Consider the following 18,864-nt stretch of genomic DNA (forward strand, 5'->3'; position numbering starts at 1 on the left):
GCAATATATTAATTAGTCATTCCCGGCCATTCCCTGCAACTCTTCCCAATATTCCAAGGCCCGCCGTGTATGAGGGATCACGATGGTTCCTCCCACCAGATTGGCGACAGAGAATATTTCGAACAACTCTTCCGTGGTCACCCCGTACTGGTGACATTTTTCCAGATGATATTTGATACAATCATCGCAACGCAACACCATTGACGTCGCTAATCCCAACATTTCTTTTACTTTTGAGGATAAAGCACCGTCCATATATGTATTGGTATCCAGATTATAGATCCGTTTGATCACTTTATTATCGGCTGCCAGTATTTTCTCGTTCATTTTAGCCCGGTATGCCCGGAATTGCTCAACCATTTCACTCATAATTGTACATTTTATAGCTAAACAAATAATTTCAATATATCGTTGATGTTCGCGAACAACAACAAGAACAACAAGAAGAACATTCCCACGATCTGGGCGTTCTCCATAAATTTCTCATTCGGCTTGCGACGTGTTATCACCTCGTAGAGCAAAAACATCACATGACCTCCATCCAACGCCGGAATAGGCAAGAGGTTCATTACGCCCAGAATAATGGACAACATGGCCGTTAATTCCCAGAAAGCCCGCCAATCCCACACGCTGGGGAATATGTTCCCGATAGAAATAAATCCTCCCACGGACCTGAAAGCTTCCGGGTTTTTAAATAATTTGAATTGTTTCAGATAGGACTTGATCCAGTCAAATCCCATGTTAATTCCCGCGGGGATAGCACCAAAGAAGGAGTATTCTTTCACGGCGTACTCGAAATCGTTTATCACTTTCGGATACACCCCGATCACTTTACCACTTCCAAGAGCAATAGGGATAGAAAGGGTATCGCTCCCACGCAATACTTTTGTATTCAATATACTGTCCCGGTGTGAACGTATCAAATCAATATACTCGTCATAGAAAGTAAATGAATGTCCGTCTAATTCCAGCACCCGGTCTTCTTCCAACATTCCGGCATTCCGGGCAGGTGATTCATCGGCAAACCCTTGTATCGAACCGTCATATTTATAACGGGGTGTGAGTAAGGCTATCCGCTTAAACCCTTTCGAGGAATAGGACAGCATCTCCCCGATCAATGTAGAAGGGAGATTTATATTCATCACCTGACCATCCCGCATAACCTGTATCGTCTTCGGGTTTTCCATTAAGATATACCCCGGAATTTCGAAGAAATTCTCTACTTTTTTATTGTCCAAGGATAAGATCATATCCCCATTTCGCAACCCGGCATTAAGTAACAAGGAGTCGCATACAACTCCATATTTCGCATTCTCGGTAGGCAAGTACTGCTCTCCCCACGCATAAAGAATCATGATGTAAATGAAAAACGCCAGGATAAAATTAACAAGTACCCCGCCGATCATGATGATCAATCTTTGCCAAGCCGGTTTAGAGCGGAACTCGTAAGGTTTTGCCGGTTCTTTCATTTGCTCCAGATCCATGGACTCGTCAATCATTCCTGCAATCTTCACGTATCCGCCAAGAGGCAACCATCCCATCCCATATTCAGTTTCTCCCCTTTTAAAACGAAACAGGGAAAACCACGGGTTGAAGAAAATAAAAAACTTCTCCACTCGTACTTTAAATATTTTTGCCGCCACAAAATGCCCCAACTCATGCAACATAACCAGAATCGAGAGGCTCAACAAAAACTGTAATATCTTTACTAATACATCCATATACCTATTTTAGATTTTAAATTTTAGATTTTAGATTGAGAAATTCCTCTTTTGCTATTCGTCGGCCTTCTTGGTCTGAAGCGATATAATCTTCCAAGGTAGGTTGGACAATATAACTCACTTTTTCCATCGTTCGTTCAATCACATCCGACATGGCCGTGAAAGAAATTTCATCCTTCAGGAAGGCTGCCACCATAATTTCATTGGCCGCATTTAACACGCAGGGGGCATTCCCTCCACGATTCATGGCCTCGTAAGCCAATCCCAGATTTCGGAAGGTCGTTATATCCGGTTTTTCAAACGTGAGATCGGAATAAATACCAAAATCCAAACGCGGTATCTCCGAATGTACCCGCTCCGGGTAAGTCAGTGCATACTGGATCGGCAAACGCATATCCGGAACTCCCAACTGTGCTTTTATATTTCCATCCTGAAACTGAACCATCGAGTGAACAACGGATTGCGGGTGTACTAACACTTCTATTTGTGAAGGTTTTACTCCAAACAACCACTTTGCCTCGATCGCCTCGAAACCTTTGTTCATCATGGATGCGGAGTCGATGGTAACCTTTGCCCCCATGTTCCAGTTCGGGTGTTTTAATGCTTGTGCTGCCGTTACGGACTTCAAATATTCATAATCCCGTCCCCGGAAAGGTCCACCGGACGCTGTTAATAATATCTTCTCCACCGGGTTGTTGTGTTCGCCCACCAAACACTGGAATATAGCCGAGTGTTCGGAATCCACGGGTAATATCGCCACCTTGTATTCCTCAACCAACCGATTAATTAAATCTCCGGCAACAACTAAGGTTTCCTTATTGGCCAGAGCGATCGTCTTACCCGCCTTAATCGCGTTGATCGTGGGTAACAACCCGCTATACCCAACCATGGCAGTAACGACCACATCAATCGTGGATGTTTGCACGACTTGAGCAATAGCTTCGCTCCCGGCATATACCTTTATATCCTCATCCTTCAATAACTCGGTTAACTCGGAATATTTTGATTCATTTCCGATCACAACCATGTTAGGCTTGAACTTTCTGGCTTGCTGTGCCAGTAATTCCACCTGATTATTTGCCGTGAGAACCTCTACATTAAACCGTTCCGGATTAGCGTCAATCACCTGCAATGTCTGCGTTCCAATTGACCCGGTAGATCCCAATATTGCTATATTTTTCATTTCAAAACAATCTCCAAAACCACTATTCGCAAATCATTTAAACTTAATGAATGTTTCCGGATTCAATGCTTTTCCCGCTTGCCACAACTCGAAATGCAAATGCGGTCCGGTTGTTTCTTCGCCCGTATTCCCTACCACTGCAATCGCCTCTCCCGCACGGACAAAATCTCCCTGCTTTTTCAACAATACCGAATTATGCTTATATACTGAAACCAGATTTCCATTATGCTGTACTTGAATCACGTAACCCGTCTTAATTGTCCAATCCGTGAAAATGACCACGCCATCCAGCACGGACAAAACATTTGAATTTTGCTTGGCCACCAAATCCACCCCGTAATGACGAGTCGTTTCATCAAAATGATTAGTTACCACCCCATCCAATGGTGAGAAGAAATGATAAAAATCATCATCGGAAGAACTGACATGACCAAGGGTTAAATTGTATTTTTCTTCTTTTTCCACGATTTCCCGAAAACCGGCCTCTTCTTCCGACATACCTAACATCGAAGTATCATAGGTTACCTTTACATTCTGCTGCATCGACACGAAACTCGTCGTGTCCAAGTTTTCGTCTCTCAAAATAGTTTGTATGGAATGGAGAAAACGATCCTTCTTCTGCACCTCGTTTAATAGGGAATCAACCCGTAGAGCGTTTTGTGTAATCTGACGTCTCAATTGTTGGCTCGGGTAACCCGGGATGAATTCCCGCAAATTCGTGAAAGCAATCAACATGATAGTCAATATAATCAAGACGACGGCCAATGTACTTAATGCCGTGAGAACGTGCAACGGAGAGAGCCGAAGGTGCATTACCTCCTCGTAAGTAGACTCGTTAAATATCGTCAACTTATAGCGGTTCCTCAGCTTATTCCAATATTTTCGTTTTTTACTGCTCATCCAATTATTTTTAGCCTTCAAAAATAGTATAAAAATCCAACTTTCCCAGCCAGAGGATTCATAAACTTTATCGAGGCAGTAGAAAAGAGTTTAGAATGAAAAAGATTTTGTAATTGCCGATTAAACGATTAAGTGATTGAAAAGAGCATTGAATTGAGAGCAAGAATCACTGAATCGGAAATCATAAATCAAAAAATGGATCGGTTCTTGAATCAATTCGGGGTTTTGATAATCTCCGGGTATTGATAGATTCGCAAGTTAAAATAAGGAATCACTGCTAACAGATGATCGAATATATCGGATTGAACCTTCTCGTAGGCTACCCATTCTTGAATCCGGGAAAAACAATACACCTCCAGAGGAATACCTGTTGCCGTCGGTTGTAATTGCCGGACCATGTATGTCATATCGATATTCAAATCGGGATTGGCTTCCAGCCAGCGCACAGCGTACTGTCTAAACACGCCTAAATTCGTCAACTTCCGTTTATCCAACACGTCAGATATTCCTTTATTTTGTTCGTCCAACTTCGGCAACATATCTTCAATATACCCTTTCAAGACATTCGATTTACGTAAAGTATCGATTTCTTCATCCGAAAGAAAATGGACGGAAAGCATATCTATATTAATATAGCGCATAATCCGACGACCGGCAGACTCCTGCATTCCCCGCCAGTTCGTGAAAGAAGCGGACACTAACTGATAGGTGGGAATCGTCGTGATCGTCATATCCCAATTTTGTACTTTCACGGTATATAAGTTGATCTCCAACACCGTCCCGTTTGCATTATTGCTCGGCATCACGATCCAATCCCCGATACGCACCATCTGATTGGCCAGTAATTGAACTCCGGCCACAAAACCTAATATCGCATCTTTGAATATCAACATTAAAACCGCAGCAAACGCCCCCAACCCGACCAGTAAATTACGGGGGGACTCCCCGATAAACTCGCTGACGATTGTAATGATAATAGCAGAAATCACGAAAATTTTAATCACCTGCACGAAAACTTTTATCGGACGATCTTTCGCGATCGGGTACGAATCATAGATTCGGTTTATCGCATCCAGCACGGCAACAATCACGAAACCGGCAACCACGAGTATCCAAGCCACGATAAACCGATGAAAAAGTTCTATATGTTGCCACTTCCCGTACACGATTTTAAAAGCAAAATCTATAAATATCGGCGGTATCAGATTAAATATTTTCTGAAAAACACGCTCCTCGAAAAAAATATCATCCCATTTGGTTTTCGTACGACGCACCATTCCCCCGATCACCCGGGTTATTCCCTTGCGCAGAAAGAATGTAAATAAAAAAGCAATCAGACAAATGACCGCGATCTGCAAGAGGACCTCTACTGCCGAGGCCGTGGAAGGGTCTTTAATACCCAAATTCAACCAAGAAAACCATTTGTTTATATCTATTTTCAACAGCATCATATCTTTCCCAAAGTTTTACAGGCGTATACGATAAACCACCGGATAAGTTAAACCCCATTAACAACGAATCGTTCTAAATAATCTAAAAACCCCTCTATTTTTCCCTATTTTCACACTTAACCCCTAAATTAACGTTAAAGAATTAACGTATCAGAACAAAATTACTTACACTTTGCTATATTTGCAGACACAAACATTAAAACATTAAAATAATTCGTATGGCAAAAAAATTATTAATCGTGTGTGCTTTATTGGCATTGATCAGCACTAGCCTGTTCGCCCAATATGACATGAAGGCACCACTTCCCATGGATCCGAACGTTCGCATCGGGAAACTAGCTAATGGATTGACTTATTACATCCGCCATAACGCGGAACCCAAAGAACGAGCAAGTTTTTACATCATCCAAAACGTGGGAGCTATCCTGGAAAATGATGATCAAGACGGTTTAGCTCACTTCTTGGAACACATGGCATTCAACGGGACCAAGCATTTCCCGGGAAGAAAAGGTATTACCAACATGTTGGAAAAACACGGTGTTGAATTCGGAAGAAACGTGAATGCTTACACGGCACAAGACGAGACAGTTTACAATATCAGCGAGGTTCCTACAACCAATCCTGATTTATTAGATACTTGTCTACTCGTACTTCACGACTGGTCACATTATCTTTTATTAGTCGATGACGAAATCGATGGCGAAAGAGGAGTTATCTCTGAAGAATGGAGAACCAGAAGAACCCCGAGTTTCCGTATCCGTGCCCAAATCATGCCGGTATTACTGAAAGACTCTAAATACGCGAAAAGAGATGTTATCGGTAACTTGGACATTATTAAGAATTTCAAATACCAAACCCTTCGTGATTATTATCACAAATGGTATCGTCCGGACCTGCAAGCTATCGCTGTTGTTGGTGATTTCGACGTAGACCAGATGGAGAAAAAAGTAAAAGAATTATTCTCCAAAATCCCGACTCCGGTGAATCCGGCCGTGAGAGAAGAGTTCACGGTTAACCCTCACGACGATATTTACTTCGTATGCGCAACGGACAAAGAAGTAACTCAATCGTCTGTCAGCGTGTATATCAAATACCCCTCTACCCCGAAAGAAGAAAAGAATCATGAATACCTGAAAAATAGTATTCTTCAATCTTTCTACAATACCATGTTGGGACAACGTGTTTCTGAATTACTTCAAAAAGGCAATCCTCCTTTCATTAACGCACAAGCCGGATTCGGTGGCGGCATTGTAAGAGGATGGAGTACCTATATTATCTCTACCACGGCAAAACCGAATGAAGAAGCAGCAGCACTGGAAGCTATCTATCGTGAAAACGAAAGAGTAAAGAAATTCGGTTTCACGGAAGGCGAGCTTGAAAGAGCAAAAACCAATATGCTCGTAGGTTTGGAATCTGCTTACAAACAAAAAGACAAAACTACCTCCGAAGATTATATCGGTGAAATGCAATCTAACTTCCTTGAGGGAGAGCCTATCATAGACTTCGATTACTATTACAATTTTGCCAAAGCTATTATCCCGACCATCACCGTGGATGAAGTTTCAGCTTTAGCTAAAAAACACCTTAACCGGAAAAACATGGTGATCGTTGCACAAGGCCCGTCTGAAGGAGTTAAACACATCACGAAAGAAGAAGCCATCGCCGTGTTGGACAAAGTTGAGAGTTCTAATTTAGAGCCTTATAAAGACCAAGTAACAGAGGCATCTTTAATCAACGAGGACTTGAAAGGTTCCAAGATTATCGCTACCAAAAAATTACCGCAATTCGATGCTGAAGAGTGGACCTTGGAAAACGGGGCAAAAGTAGTATTCCGCAAAGCCGACTACGAAAAAGACCAAGTACAAGTAAGTTCTTACAGTAAGGGTGGTACTTCATTATATGGTATCGACAAATTAGCATCTGCCCAAGTCACAGATCAATTTATCGGGGCTTACGGATTAGGAGACTATGACGCAATAACCTTGAGAAAATTATTAACCGGGAAACAAGCCCAAGCCGGTGTAAGCATTGGCGGTCTTTCAGAATCAGTCGGTGGTGCATCTACCCCGAATGATTTCGAAACCTTGATGCAGCTGATCTACTTGCGTTTCGAGAAACCTCGTTTCGACAAAGAAGTACACAATACCATGATGCAACGTAACTACGCTGCCATCGAGAACTCAGCCAACAATCCTCAAAAGATTATGCAAGACTCTGTTAGCATGATCATGAGCAATTATAGCCCGAGAACATTGTTGTTCGGTAAAGAATTTTTAGATAAAGTCAGTATTGAACAAATCGAGGAGATCTACCGCGACCGTATCAAAGACATCAGCGACTTTACATTCTTCATCGTGGGTAACATCGATGCAGAAACCGTAAAACCATTGGTTGAAAAATACTTGGGATCTGTAAAATCTTACAACCGGAAAGAAAATTGGGTAGATAACAAAGTGAGAGGACCGAAAGGAAGAACTGAAAAAGTTATTGAACTGGATCTGACCACTCCGAAAGCAACTGTAATCACCAGTTTCTCTAAAGAGATGAAAACAAGCATTCACGACAATCTTTGCTTGAATATCTTGAAAGGCGTACTGGATCAAAGATACATGACCAATATCCGTGAAAAAGAAGGTGGGACCTATGGTGTAGGTGTTCAATCGGGATCTTCTAAAGAACCGTACGAAAGCTACAGCATGAGCATGAGCTTTGATTGCGATCCGGATAAAGCAGAACATTTGAAATCATTAATCTATGCCGAAATCGACAAATTAATGAAGGAAGGTCCGACACAGGAAGAGATCGACAAGGTAACTACTATCCTGAAGAAAAATAATGAACAAAGCAAACCTCACAATGCATATTGGATGAGTGCAATTCAAACTTATTATCTTCGTGGAATTGATGTAACTGACCCGAAAAACTTCGATGATATTATTGACAAGATCACAACAAAAGACGTGAAGAAATTCACCCAGAAATTATTCAAGGGAGCCGATGTTGTTGATATGATCTTCCGACCGAAATCAAAATAAAATTAGGTTGCAATTTATATAAAAGGAAACGTCCGGGAGTAATTCCCGGACGTTTCTTCATTCATACAGAATTTCATCAAGTGATGAGTTCGAATTACTCCTCTCCTACTCCATCTGCCTTAAACTTAAATTGTTTCGCCACCCTAAAAATAACTTTTTTATTTTCGGGGTACAAAACAACTTTTTGGGTTGAAAGAACATATCGATGACGAACAGCACATTTTTTCACGTTGAAAGATCCAAAGCCCAATACCCCCACATGCCCCTCTTCTTTTAACCCTTCTAACATCGTACTGAAAATTTCATCAAATACCATCGTCACATCCTTTTGTGACATGCCATTTTTTTTGGCCACAATCTTAACTATTTTTCTCTTGTCCATATCTAATTGTAAAATGATTTTTCCTCACACGATAAATACTGACTCATGTCTGTTCAACATTTATTCCTAACAAAGTTAGAAATTAAAAGATAAAATACAACATTTTCCATCCAAAATGCAACAATATAGCAAATATGACTACAAAATACTCCCTCAACAAACCGAGTCAACCGAAACTTCCGTTTTTTTTGAAGATTACCCCAATAATCTATACGGAATAATTTACCAATACTTGTTTAAGGGAAAAAGACTATGTAACTTTGTATGAAAACAATAAAGGGGCAAAATAGAATAAACCAGCAGAATATGGAAAAAGAAACAAAAACAATTCGTTTGATCTATCCTCAATGGCAAGGTGCCAATATCGTAAAATTGATTACAGAGGTTGAAAATCCCGATGATGCCTCAAGGGGATATGTCTTGGGGGCACAACTCTTAAATTTCCTGGCCCCGGACAATGGTCAAGAAACACTAACCGTTCCAGTTTCGACTGAAATCACGGATCGAAAGGTGACAGACGGAGTCCTTGACCGGGATATTATAGTCCGTCAAACAAGAGCTGCATTAAACATGCTACAAGTCAGTAATCCCGATAAAATCGTAACACTCGGCGGAGAATGTTCGGTCAGTGTCGCTCCCTTTACCTACTTGGCTCAGAAATACAAGAACGATGTTGCCCTAATTTGGATTGATGCACATCCCGACATCACACTCCCCGGAGACATCTATCCCGGATTTCACGCCATGGCCGTAACTGCCTGCATGGGATATGGAGACACCAAAATTCTAGCGGAATTACCCACCCGATTTACCCCATCAAACATATTACTCGTGGGATTACGCAACTGGGAACGTGAAGAAATCAAAGAACGCCAAAAGCAATACGGAATAAAGCATCTCACGCCCAAAGATGTTGCACAAAACAGTGATGCAATCAAAACTTGGTTGAAATCATGCGGAGCGTCGAAAGTCGTTATCCATTTTGATATGGATGTACTTGATCCTGCCGAAATCATCGCTGCTGTTGGTACAGACCCCGATGGGATGAAAATGGAAGAAGTCATTCGGGTAATAAAGGACATTGCCGCAGAAAAAGAATTAGTAGGCCTGACAATTGCGGAACCCATGCCTCGCACGGCAATCAGGATCAAAAATATGTTACATCAATTACCTCTATTATAATAAAGGACAAGCCACAAAATTTTATTTCAAAATAACGCCTCTCCCTGCCAGGAGAAACTAAAAGATGAATCTGCAACTTGTAGCCTATAACTCGCCGAAGGCGAACATTCGTCCATAATTACTCCGGGGTTAGGCTAGTGATGGGCTATGACAATTACCAAGCACACACACAGCAGGAACATAGCAAGAACAATCTCCAATGTACTTGCTATGTACCTACAATGAAAATGATTTGTTCTTTTCCCTGCCCATCTGCGGCCAAAGTGTAGCCCGCAGATAACCATAAGCGGACAAATGGCGAATGCTCCGAATATCAAAAGTCTTAACGGGACATTCGGGTATATCACGATAAAAAGAGCATCTATGGGGGCTAAAGTATTCTTTTTATCTTGTCTTTTTTTTGTAAAAAATCCTTTTGTCCTTTGGAAATTCGAATAGAATACCTATCTTTGCAACCGCAATTGAGAAACACAATTGAAGGATTCAGTAGCTCAGCCGGTAGAGCACAACACTTTTAATGTTGGGGTCCTGGGTTCGAGTCCCAGCTGGATCACAGTTCGAATGACAATCCGCTATAATAAACGAATTATAGCGGATCCTTTTTTATACACCAATGTATACTCCCAAAGGGAGGGGCAAATGAAATTCGCTATCCTTCGATACTCAAAGACTCGATCTTCAACAAACGTTCTCTAAGACGAGGCATATCTTTCTGTCTGATAGACAAAGTCATCTCACATTCCATCTCAAAATTTCGGGATAAAATGTCCGGTTCTTCTTCTTTCAATACTTTCATCACGTCATTCATCACGACATAAGTAAAACGCACGTGAATAACTTCATCTACCGTTCGCTCCACGATCTCTGCATGATTGATCGCATCGGCAGCAGCTTCTTTATAGGCTTGAATCAAACCGGATACCCCTAACTTAATTCCCCCGAAATACCGGATCACCACGATAAGCACGTTGGACAAGTCATTGGAAATAATCTGTCCGAGGATGGGTTTACCCGCCGTAGAAGAAGGTTCCCCGTCATCATTCGCCCGGAAACGCTCCCGGTTTGCCCCTAGGCAATAAGCATAACAATGGTGTCGGGCATCATAAAACTTCGTCTTAAGCCCGGTAACAATATCTTTAATCTCTTCTTCGGATTTCACGGGATAAATAAAAGAAATAAAGCGACTGCCTTTTTCCTTGTACAGGCCTTCGGCAATCGCGTTTACGGTTCTATATTTATCCTCCTCCATAAAGGAACGTGATAATTAGTTACGGCAATAAAGTTTCTTTTGGAGTTCCTCCACTTGAGCCTTAAAAGCACGATCGGTCTCCATCAGATCGGTAACAGCCTTACAAGCATACAACACGGTTGTGTGGTCCTTCTTACCAATTTGTTTACCGATGTATGCCAACGATGCATTCGTGTAAGTCTTGCTGAAATACATGGCCAGCTGACGAGCCTGAACAACTTCCCGCTTTCTCGTCTTCTCTTGCAACATTTCGGGAGCCATGTTAAAATGATTACAAACAACCTGCTGAATATGTTCCACGGTCAACTCGACTTTCTGATTCTTCACCATTTTACCCAAAATATCCTTCACCACATCAACTGTCAGGTCTTTATGGTTAAATGTAGCCTGGGCCAGCAAAGAAATCATTGCTCCTTCCAATTCCCGCACGTTATTACTTACATATTTACAGATATATTCCAATACCTCATCCGAGAAGTCAATACCATCTTTATGCGCCTTAAAACGAGCAATTTCCATACGAGTTTCAAAATCAGGAGCTTTTATCTCGGCAGACAATCCCCAACGGAAACGGGAAAGTAAACGTTCTTCCAAACCACTCAATTCAGCCGGAGAACGATCGGATGTCAAAATCAATTGCTTTCCCGATTGATGCAAGTGATTAAATATATGGAAGAATGTATTCTGCGTGGCAGTCTTACCGGCCAACTCATGAATATCATCCAGAATCAACACGTCAATTAACTGATAGAAATGTAAGAAATCATTTATCTCATTTTTACGTACAGCTTCCGTAAATTGAGTCTGGAAAACATTCGTGGTCACGTACAACACGACCTTGTTGGGATAATTTTGTTTCACCTCCATACCGATAGCTTGAGCCAAATGAGTTTTCCCCAATCCGGACCCACCATATATTAACAAGGGATTAAAAGCCGTACCTCCCGGATTTTGTGCAATCGCCACGGCAGCAGACTTTGCCAAACGATTACAACTTCCCTCGATATAACTGTCCAACGTGTAAGAAGGATTCAATTGAGGGTCTATCTGCAAACGATTATTATTACGCTCAAAAGGATTTTTAGGGGCAACACTATCCGGTTTACCATTCACGTATACCGTGTTTGGTTCCACCTTTTTCATGTTATTGGAAGGCATCGTTACGGAGAGAGGGTCACGAGGATGGCTCTCTTCTACTACAACCGAATATTCAAGTTTTGCATTCGGACCAATAGCGGTACGAACAGCCTTTCTCAATATATCCACAAAATGCTCTTCCAAACATTCATAAACATATTGACTCGGCACTTGAATTGTCAACACATCATCTTTGAAACTCAATGCACGAATCGGTGCAAACCAAGTTTTAAACGTTCTTGGCAACACCTGCTCCTTGATCAAGTCTAGACATTCCGACCAAACACTTTTACAATCCCTTTTCATTTATCTATTAGTTTATATCCCTATCTCATTTCTAGGAAATGGAACGCTAAATTCGAAAAAAAAATCCTGGAAAAAAAATGATGCTTTCACTTGTTTTTTATCGATTCTTGCTTACGTTTTAGGTATCAATCCTTTAGACATACACCATTGATAACCAAAACTTTAACCTAAATCAACACAATTACCTATCGTCTCTTTTTTGCAACAGATTCTTAACATAAACGTAACATTCTAATTAACCTATCATAGGGATAAAGCTTTAGCACCTAAGGAAAAAAAATGAACTACGCTATATTTTTTTGATTCTTAAAACTAGTTTTTTATGTTAACAAAATTCAGCCTCCCAAAAGCATTATTTAGAACAATTCTAATTTTCAAATAAAGTCAATTTTAACAATATAAGCATCATTATAACGCTTTATAACATCGTCTAATTTCCTCTGGGCAGGTTTCAATTTCTTGTAGCTATCAATGATGTAAAGATATTTATCCTTATACTTAATCTCCTTCAATCCAGGATTTTGCACATACAATTCAGAATTAATATCCAATCGTTCTGAAGACTCGAAAATCACCACGCCATATTCTTCAAGAGCATTTTTTCCTGAAGAAAAATCAATCAGAGAAAGATTTATAAAGCGTTTCGGATTATACCTGAACTCAACTAATAAACGATTCAAATTTTCACTCACTTGATTCAAATTATAATAGAGATCATTATCATTTAAAAGAGCACCTATCGTTCCCTCTCCTCTATTTATTTTATTCATTATCGAATCGGTTGTAGCCAAAATATAATCCAAGCTCATCAATGTCTGGTGTAAACTTGCCTGCCGTAAAGAATCGCTTATCGCGGATACATTCCCCAAAATAGTAGAAATCTCTTCGTTATTATTTCTCAAATTACCCGTGATGCTATTTACATCCTGCAAGATAGAACTGATTCTCGCGGACTCCCCTTGTATTAAGGTATCCAAATTTCCCGAGGCTCCCTCCAAATTACGTAACGTTCGATCAATACTTCCGAAACTATTACTCAAATTCTTTTTTGTTTCCTCATTAAACAACCCTTGAACAATTAACATCACTGAATCCAATGATCCCAGCAAACGCTCGGCTTTCTGTTTCAATGGCAACATTTGCTGGCTTACCTGTTCCATAAGTCCTCGCTCCACCTGGGAGCGCAGGGTGTCTCCACTTACCGCAGTCACGTGAGAATCTCCCGGTACCAGAGCAACGACTTTTGAACCCATTAAATCAGCACTCTGAATCATGGCCAACGTGTTTGATGGCAGCTCCAACCCTTTATCCACCGAAAACTTCACGAGTACCCGATCGAACCGTTCTCCCGTAAATTGAATCGAAATTACTTGTCCTACCTGATAGCCCCGGTAAATAACGCCACTAGACACTTTCAATCCTTCTACACTATCATACACACCATAAAATGTACTTTTGGATTCAAACAAGGACGAACCTTTCAAGAAATTTATTCCCCAAATCAAGATAAAAACCGCAGCCAACGCGGTCAGGGCTAATTTCGCTTCTCTTCTTATTTTCATGAGTATTATTTTATTTCTTCATTTATTTCTTCTGTTCTAACTTTCTTGCCTCAGCCACGGTAATTTGTTTTCCCTTATAGACAGCAATAATAAAGCAATCCTTTACCGTTTTCCGAACTTCTTGTTGAAACTCTAACGCCTTCTCGTAACTCGAAGTTTTCTTCACGTAATACCGATAACGGTCTGTTCCCTTCAACTCCTCCACCTTATCTTTCAATTTCAGATACCGAAGATCTTTTATTTGTGTCTTGGAAGAGGCAACTTGTATCGCATAAAACAAATCATTCTTACCAGAAGTCGTAACATTCTTCTCTACTTCTTTCTTTTCTACCGTGGAAGTTTTCTGGTTTTGCTTTTGCACCTGCGGAGTTTGTTTTGGTATCACTTTTTGTTCATCCTGCCCACCGGTCAACACGACACTGTTACGTTCCACGTTATTCTTATAGGTCTGAAAAGCCGTAAATATAGCCCGGGCAATATTCGTTTGTCCCGATTCAGACGTTAAAATCTTTTGATCACTCGGATTCGAAATAAAACCGGTCTCAATCAGAACTGCCGGCATCCCTACGTCCATCAACACGATAAATCCCGCTTGCCTTACTTCCCGATCCGGCATACGAGTTCTCGCGATTAACTCCTTTTGTATAGGTGCGGCAAATTCCATACTATTCTTCAAATGACTATTCTTCAAAAAATTAAACATGATATATGACTCTGCCTTTTTCGGATCAAAACCATCATATTTCACAGAATAATCCTCTTCGTAATGAATAGCCTCGTTCTCTTTCATGGCAACCTGAAAACTGGCCTCCGACTTATGCAACCCCAACACGTATGTTTCCACGCCTCTCACGCTTGATTTGGAAAACTTATTCACATGAATAGATATAAACAATTGCGCTTTGGCCTTATTTGCAATCCGTCCCCGTTCTCTCAAATCCACGGCGACATCTTTTGTTCTCGTGTACACGACATTCAAATCAGGATAGGCACTCTTCACCATTTTTCCCAATTTCAGGGCAATTGCCAACGTTATATCTTTTTCTCTCAGCTTTCCACTGATAGCTCCCGGATCTTTTCCTCCATGTCCGGCATCAATACAAATACAATTAATTTTACCCAAAGCTTCTTGTGCAATCAAAGAATTTGAACCTTCTAATAAAAAGATTACCAACAAGAAACATATGAACCTGCACTGATTTATCATGTATTTAAAACTTTTTAAAAAGAATCATGAGCATTAACAACCATTATTTCTTACATTTGCAAAGCAAAAATGCAATATGCGTGATGCAATAATTAGTCACAAAAATAATTATAAAATTGCAAGTTAGATTATATACAGGGCTTTTTATTAAGAAATGTATCATTTTAACAATGATCGCCCTGCCCATAATACTCTCATCGAATGGCTTGGCGTCCGAGATTATTTTCGGACAAAATCTCTTTATCACGGCCATTGACACAACGGGACAACCCGGTGATAGCATTCGTATCGTTTATGATTCTGCAGGAATCCCGATAGACACTATTCGTAACGATTCCACACAATCCAAACCTCTATTCGACGACTTGATCGATTATAACGCGGACGATTCTGTCAGATTTTCAATACAAGAGAAAAAAGTATATCTATACGGAAATGGTTTCGTGAAATACCTCACAACAGAGTTAAGAGCCGATTACATCGAACTGGACATGGATAAAAAATTAGCCATGGCAACCGGAGTACCCGATTCTGTCGGGAAATTAAAAGGAACACCCAAATTTAAAGATGGTGGTCAGGAATTTGAAAGTACTGAATTACATTATAATTTTGACACGAAAAAGGGTTACGTAACCGAGATTATCACCCAGGAAGGAGAAGGTTATATTCAAGGAAAAACAACCAAAAAGATGAGTGACTCCGTCTATTGCGTGAAACACGGTATGTACACGACCTGCGACGAACACGACCATCCTCACTTTGGGCTAAACATGAGCAAAGCGAAGATGATCAAGGATAAAAAGATATTCGTCGGTTTCACCAATTTGGAACTGGAAGGAATTCCTTTACCGATCTTTATTCCTTTCGGCTTTTTCCCGATCACGAAAAAAGCCACGTCGGGAATTATCATGCCCACTTACGGAGAGGAACGAATGAGAGGATTTAACTTGAGAGGTGGTGGATACTATATTTATATCAATGACTATATTGATATGAACATCACCGGGGATATTTACACCAACGGTTCTTGGGGTTTACAATACGCAACCCAATACCGTAAAAGATACAAATTCAACGGTAATCTGAACTTCACGATCAGTAAAAACTATGTCAGTGAAAAGGGGTTGCCTGATTATCAGGAATCATCTGACTGGTCTGTACGCTGGACCCACACGCAAGACGGAAAAGCAAACCCGTACAGTTCATTCTCTGCTTCCGTGGATATGTCATCCGCCAATAACAACTACTATAATGCCAACACGGTAGACGGAATTGCCAACCAAAGAAAGCAATCCAGTATTTCGTGGAGTAAGAAATGGCCGGAAAGTCCGTTCAGCTTGAGTGGTTCGTTCAATCATAGCCAGAATAGCCGGGATTCCTCTATTGCTATAACATTACCGAATTTGAGTCTCCGGATGACACAAATCTATCCTTTCCGTAAAAAAGGGAAAAGCGGTGAAATGAAATGGTATGACAATATTGGTGTATCTTATTCTGCCGAATTAAGAAATAGTATCCAAACCAAAGAAGACAAGTTGTTCAAATCTTCTTTTGAAAGAGACTGGAGTAATGGATTTAAACACAATATCCCGATCAGTTTACAATTTAAGATTGCCAAGGACGTGACTTTCACTCCCTCTTTAAATTACAACGGCTACTTGAACCTCAAAACCATTGAAAAAATATGGATCCCGGACACGAGTGCTAACGGTGGGCAATTTATCACACGGGATGTCCCCGGGTTGAATTACTCGCACGATTATTCAGCCAGCGGATCAATCGGGTATACCCCAACCATATATGGTATGTTCATGTTCAAACCGGGATGTAAAGTTGTTGCCATCCGCCACATGATACGTCCTTCCATATCGGCATCCTATACCCCCGCTATAAAACCCTTGGGTAACTACAAAAAGAGCTACTTCGATGGAGAGAAAGAGGTTGAATATGACATTCACGAAGGTTTAACCTATCGTCCGAACACGACCGGCGGTAAACAATCCGGGAGTATTAGTTTCAGTTTGGATAACAACGTCGAAATGAAAGTCCGAAATGACAAGGATACAACCGGAGACGAAGAATTCAAAAAAGTAAAACTGTTGGAGAGTTTCAGACTTTCAACATCTTATAATCCCTTCGCCGACAGTATGAACTTTTCAAATATCTCCATAAGCGCACGTACCAAAATATTGAATAACAAAGTAGATTTGAATTTCAGCGGTACCATTGACCCTTATGCGATAGATACAAATAATGTAAGATATAATAAATATCACGGAAAACTAGGACGTTTAACCAACGCAACAATCTCTACCAATTTTAGTTTTTCCGCGGATAATGGACAAAATAAAGAAAAAAAGAATGACCTCGTAGGAGGATTTTACGATGATTACATGGATTTCGATGTTCCGTGGAATATAAGTATCAGTTACAATTTTACCTATTCAAGACCCAGTCCTTATAGAAGTCCAACTATTAGTCAGATTGTTAACTTCTCGGGAGACCTCTCGTTAACCCCTAAATGGAAACTCACGTTCCAATCGGGATATGATATTAAAAACAAAGAAGTTACTTCAACCAGTTTTAGTGTCACGAGAGACTTACATTGTTGGGAAATGACATTCAACTGTATGCCGTTCGGACAGCACCAGTCTTACAACTTTGAAATTCACGTCCGATCCTCTTTATTGAGGGATTTGAAATTAACCAAACGGGATTCCTGGTATGATAGAAGACTTTAATCAAATAAATAAACGAAATAAAGCAGACACTTGTCTGCTTTATTTCGTTTATACTAAGTAAGATTTCTACCTTCTTTGTCTCACCGCCTCATACACCAGGATCGCAGCAGCAGCAGAAACATTCAGAGATTCTATTTTCCCATACTGGGGAATTTTAATTTGTTGATCAGCCAACACTAACAACTCTTCATCAATACCGGTATCTTCCGCTCCCATAATAATCATACATCCCTCTTTCATATCCACTTCGGTATAAAATTTATCTGCTTTCTCCGTGGCGGCAAATAAAGTTAACCCTCTTCGTTTCAATTCTTTTATCGTCTTTTTGAGATTCTTCTCCCGACAAACAGGCAAATGGTATAAAGCCCCGGCAGATGTTTTAATCGCATCAGAAGATATTTTTGCAGAATTCTTATTCGGAATTAAAATGGCACTCACCCCGGCACACTCTGCCGTACGGGCAATTCCACCCAGATTTCGAACATCAGTAATCCGATCCAAAATAAGTATTAATGGTATTTTCCCTTCCGCCACCACAGCATCCACGACCGTATTTATGTCTTGGTAAGGAATTGGAGAAACCTCTGCCAAAACTCCTTGATGATTTTTCCCGGCAAACGGTTTAAACACCTCTTCGGGTACGTACTGGAACTGAATCTGACGTTCACGCACCAGCGAAAATAATTGTTGGAACAACTCCCCCTTTATTCCCTGACGGAACATCACCTTGTCAATTTCCTTCTCATCCTGTATAGCCTCCATCACGGCCCGGATTCCGAAAATACACTCTTGTTTAAACTTTGCCATC

14 protein-coding genes and 1 tRNA gene are annotated in these 18,864 nt (G+C 40.7%); 4 read left to right on the top strand and 11 right to left on the bottom strand.

Annotated elements, in window-relative coordinates; genetic code table 11:
• Positions 1-12: 12 nt before the first annotated feature.
• The 5 genes from AB5542_RS04080 to AB5542_RS04100 form a co-directional block, all read right to left on the bottom strand.
• Positions 13-369 (bottom strand): carboxymuconolactone decarboxylase family protein, encoded by a 357-nt coding sequence (locus AB5542_RS04080; protein WP_087421754.1) that lies wholly within the window; start codon positions 367-369, stop codon positions 13-15.
• Positions 370-386: 17 nt separating this feature from the next.
• The gene (rseP, locus tag AB5542_RS04085; RefSeq protein ID WP_270542860.1) at positions 387-1,721 is read right to left on the bottom strand and encodes an RIP metalloprotease RseP; all 1,335 of its coding nucleotides are present in this window, start codon (positions 1,719-1,721) and stop codon (positions 387-389) included.
• Between the two features lie 16 nt (positions 1,722-1,737).
• Entirely contained in the window at positions 1,738-2,904 is a 1,167-nt protein-coding gene (locus tag AB5542_RS04090) for a 1-deoxy-D-xylulose-5-phosphate reductoisomerase (protein WP_087421752.1), read from the bottom strand.
• A gap of 33 nt (positions 2,905-2,937) precedes the next feature.
• On the bottom strand, positions 2,938-3,804 hold the full coding sequence (locus AB5542_RS04095) for a M23 family metallopeptidase (protein ID WP_087421751.1): 867 nt from the start codon (positions 3,802-3,804) through the stop codon (positions 2,938-2,940).
• Between the two features lie 212 nt (positions 3,805-4,016).
• Positions 4,017-5,255 carry a mechanosensitive ion channel family protein gene (locus AB5542_RS04100; protein WP_229128227.1) on the bottom strand — a complete coding sequence of 413 codons (1,239 nt, stop codon included), beginning with the start codon at positions 5,253-5,255 and terminating at the stop codon, positions 4,017-4,019.
• Positions 5,256-5,473: 218 nt separating this feature from the next.
• Between AB5542_RS04100 and AB5542_RS04105 the strand changes: the two genes are divergently transcribed.
• Positions 5,474-8,290: a M16 family metallopeptidase gene (locus AB5542_RS04105; protein ID WP_087421750.1), complete on the top strand. Its 2,817-nt coding sequence runs from the start codon at positions 5,474-5,476 to the stop codon at positions 8,288-8,290.
• Positions 8,291-8,384: 94 nt separating this feature from the next.
• Here the strand turns inward: AB5542_RS04105 and AB5542_RS04110 are convergent, their stop codons facing one another.
• A complete protein-coding gene (locus tag AB5542_RS04110; protein WP_087421749.1) occupies positions 8,385-8,672 on the bottom strand; it encodes an HU family DNA-binding protein in 288 nt (95 codons plus the stop codon).
• A 264-nt stretch (positions 8,673-8,936) separates the two neighbouring features.
• Between AB5542_RS04110 and AB5542_RS04115 the strand changes: the two genes are divergently transcribed.
• Positions 8,937-9,854: an arginase family protein gene (locus AB5542_RS04115; protein ID WP_320914100.1), complete on the top strand. Its 918-nt coding sequence runs from the start codon at positions 8,937-8,939 to the stop codon at positions 9,852-9,854.
• 480 nt (positions 9,855-10,334) lie between these two features.
• Positions 10,335-10,407: transfer RNA gene (locus tag AB5542_RS04120), tRNA-Lys, on the top strand.
• 96 nt (positions 10,408-10,503) lie between these two features.
• Here AB5542_RS04120 and AB5542_RS04125 read toward each other — a convergent pair.
• From AB5542_RS04125 to AB5542_RS04140, 4 genes are all read right to left on the bottom strand, one after another.
• Positions 10,504-11,103 (bottom strand): IMPACT family protein, encoded by a 600-nt coding sequence (locus tag AB5542_RS04125; RefSeq protein ID WP_279040766.1) that lies wholly within the window; start codon positions 11,101-11,103, stop codon positions 10,504-10,506.
• A 15-nt stretch (positions 11,104-11,118) separates the two neighbouring features.
• On the bottom strand, positions 11,119-12,546 hold the full coding sequence (dnaA, locus tag AB5542_RS04130; protein ID WP_087421746.1) for a chromosomal replication initiator protein DnaA: 1,428 nt from the start codon (positions 12,544-12,546) through the stop codon (positions 11,119-11,121).
• 374 nt (positions 12,547-12,920) lie between these two features.
• On the bottom strand, positions 12,921-14,108 hold the full coding sequence (locus tag AB5542_RS04135) for an MlaD family protein (protein WP_087421745.1): 1,188 nt from the start codon (positions 14,106-14,108) through the stop codon (positions 12,921-12,923).
• 22 nt (positions 14,109-14,130) lie between these two features.
• Positions 14,131-15,315 carry an N-acetylmuramoyl-L-alanine amidase gene (locus tag AB5542_RS04140; protein WP_288215196.1) on the bottom strand — a complete coding sequence of 395 codons (1,185 nt, stop codon included), beginning with the start codon at positions 15,313-15,315 and terminating at the stop codon, positions 14,131-14,133.
• Between the two features lie 116 nt (positions 15,316-15,431).
• Between AB5542_RS04140 and AB5542_RS04145 the strand changes: the two genes are divergently transcribed.
• Entirely contained in the window at positions 15,432-18,056 is a 2,625-nt protein-coding gene (locus tag AB5542_RS04145; RefSeq protein WP_229782456.1) for a putative LPS assembly protein LptD, read from the top strand.
• Positions 18,057-18,122: 66 nt separating this feature from the next.
• Here AB5542_RS04145 and rlmB read toward each other — a convergent pair whose 3' ends face one another.
• Entirely contained in the window at positions 18,123-18,863 is a 741-nt protein-coding gene (rlmB, locus tag AB5542_RS04150; RefSeq protein WP_087421742.1) for a 23S rRNA (guanosine(2251)-2'-O)-methyltransferase RlmB, read from the bottom strand.
• Position 18,864: the final 1 nt, after the last annotated feature.

The sequence above is a fragment of the Butyricimonas sp. RTP31003st1_G1_RTP31003_210430 genome (genome assembly GCF_040920905.1).
GTDB classification, from domain to species: domain Bacteria; phylum Bacteroidota; class Bacteroidia; order Bacteroidales; family Marinifilaceae; genus Butyricimonas; species Butyricimonas paravirosa.

Bases quoted from the DNA above. Each gene is read 5' to 3' on its own strand.
- rseP (WP_270542860.1), bottom strand. From the start codon at position 1,721: ATGGATGTATTAGTAAAGATATTACAGTTTTTGTTGAGCCTCTCGATT.
- AB5542_RS04100 (WP_229128227.1), bottom strand. From the start codon at position 5,255: ATGATGCTGTTGAAAATAGATATAAACAAATGGTTTTCTTGGTTGAAT.
- AB5542_RS04125 (WP_279040766.1), bottom strand. From the start codon at position 11,103: ATGGAGGAGGATAAATATAGAACCGTAAACGCGATTGCCGAAGGCCTG.
- AB5542_RS04090 (WP_087421752.1), bottom strand. From the start codon at position 2,904: ATGAAAAATATAGCAATATTGGGATCTACCGGGTCAATTGGAACGCAG.
- AB5542_RS04115 (WP_320914100.1), top strand. From the start codon at position 8,937: ATGAAAACAATAAAGGGGCAAAATAGAATAAACCAGCAGAATATGGAA.
- AB5542_RS04095 (WP_087421751.1), bottom strand. From the start codon at position 3,804: ATGAGCAGTAAAAAACGAAAATATTGGAATAAGCTGAGGAACCGCTAT.
- AB5542_RS04080 (WP_087421754.1), bottom strand. From the start codon at position 369: ATGAGTGAAATGGTTGAGCAATTCCGGGCATACCGGGCTAAAATGAAC.
- AB5542_RS04135 (WP_087421745.1), bottom strand. From the start codon at position 14,108: ATGAAAATAAGAAGAGAAGCGAAATTAGCCCTGACCGCGTTGGCTGCG.
- AB5542_RS04105 (WP_087421750.1), top strand. From the start codon at position 5,474: ATGGCAAAAAAATTATTAATCGTGTGTGCTTTATTGGCATTGATCAGC.
- dnaA (WP_087421746.1), bottom strand. From the start codon at position 12,546: ATGAAAAGGGATTGTAAAAGTGTTTGGTCGGAATGTCTAGACTTGATC.
- AB5542_RS04110 (WP_087421749.1), bottom strand. From the start codon at position 8,672: ATGGACAAGAGAAAAATAGTTAAGATTGTGGCCAAAAAAAATGGCATG.
- rlmB (WP_087421742.1), bottom strand. From the start codon at position 18,863: ATGGCAAAGTTTAAACAAGAGTGTATTTTCGGAATCCGGGCCGTGATG.
- AB5542_RS04140 (WP_288215196.1), bottom strand. From the start codon at position 15,315: ATGATAAATCAGTGCAGGTTCATATGTTTCTTGTTGGTAATCTTTTTA.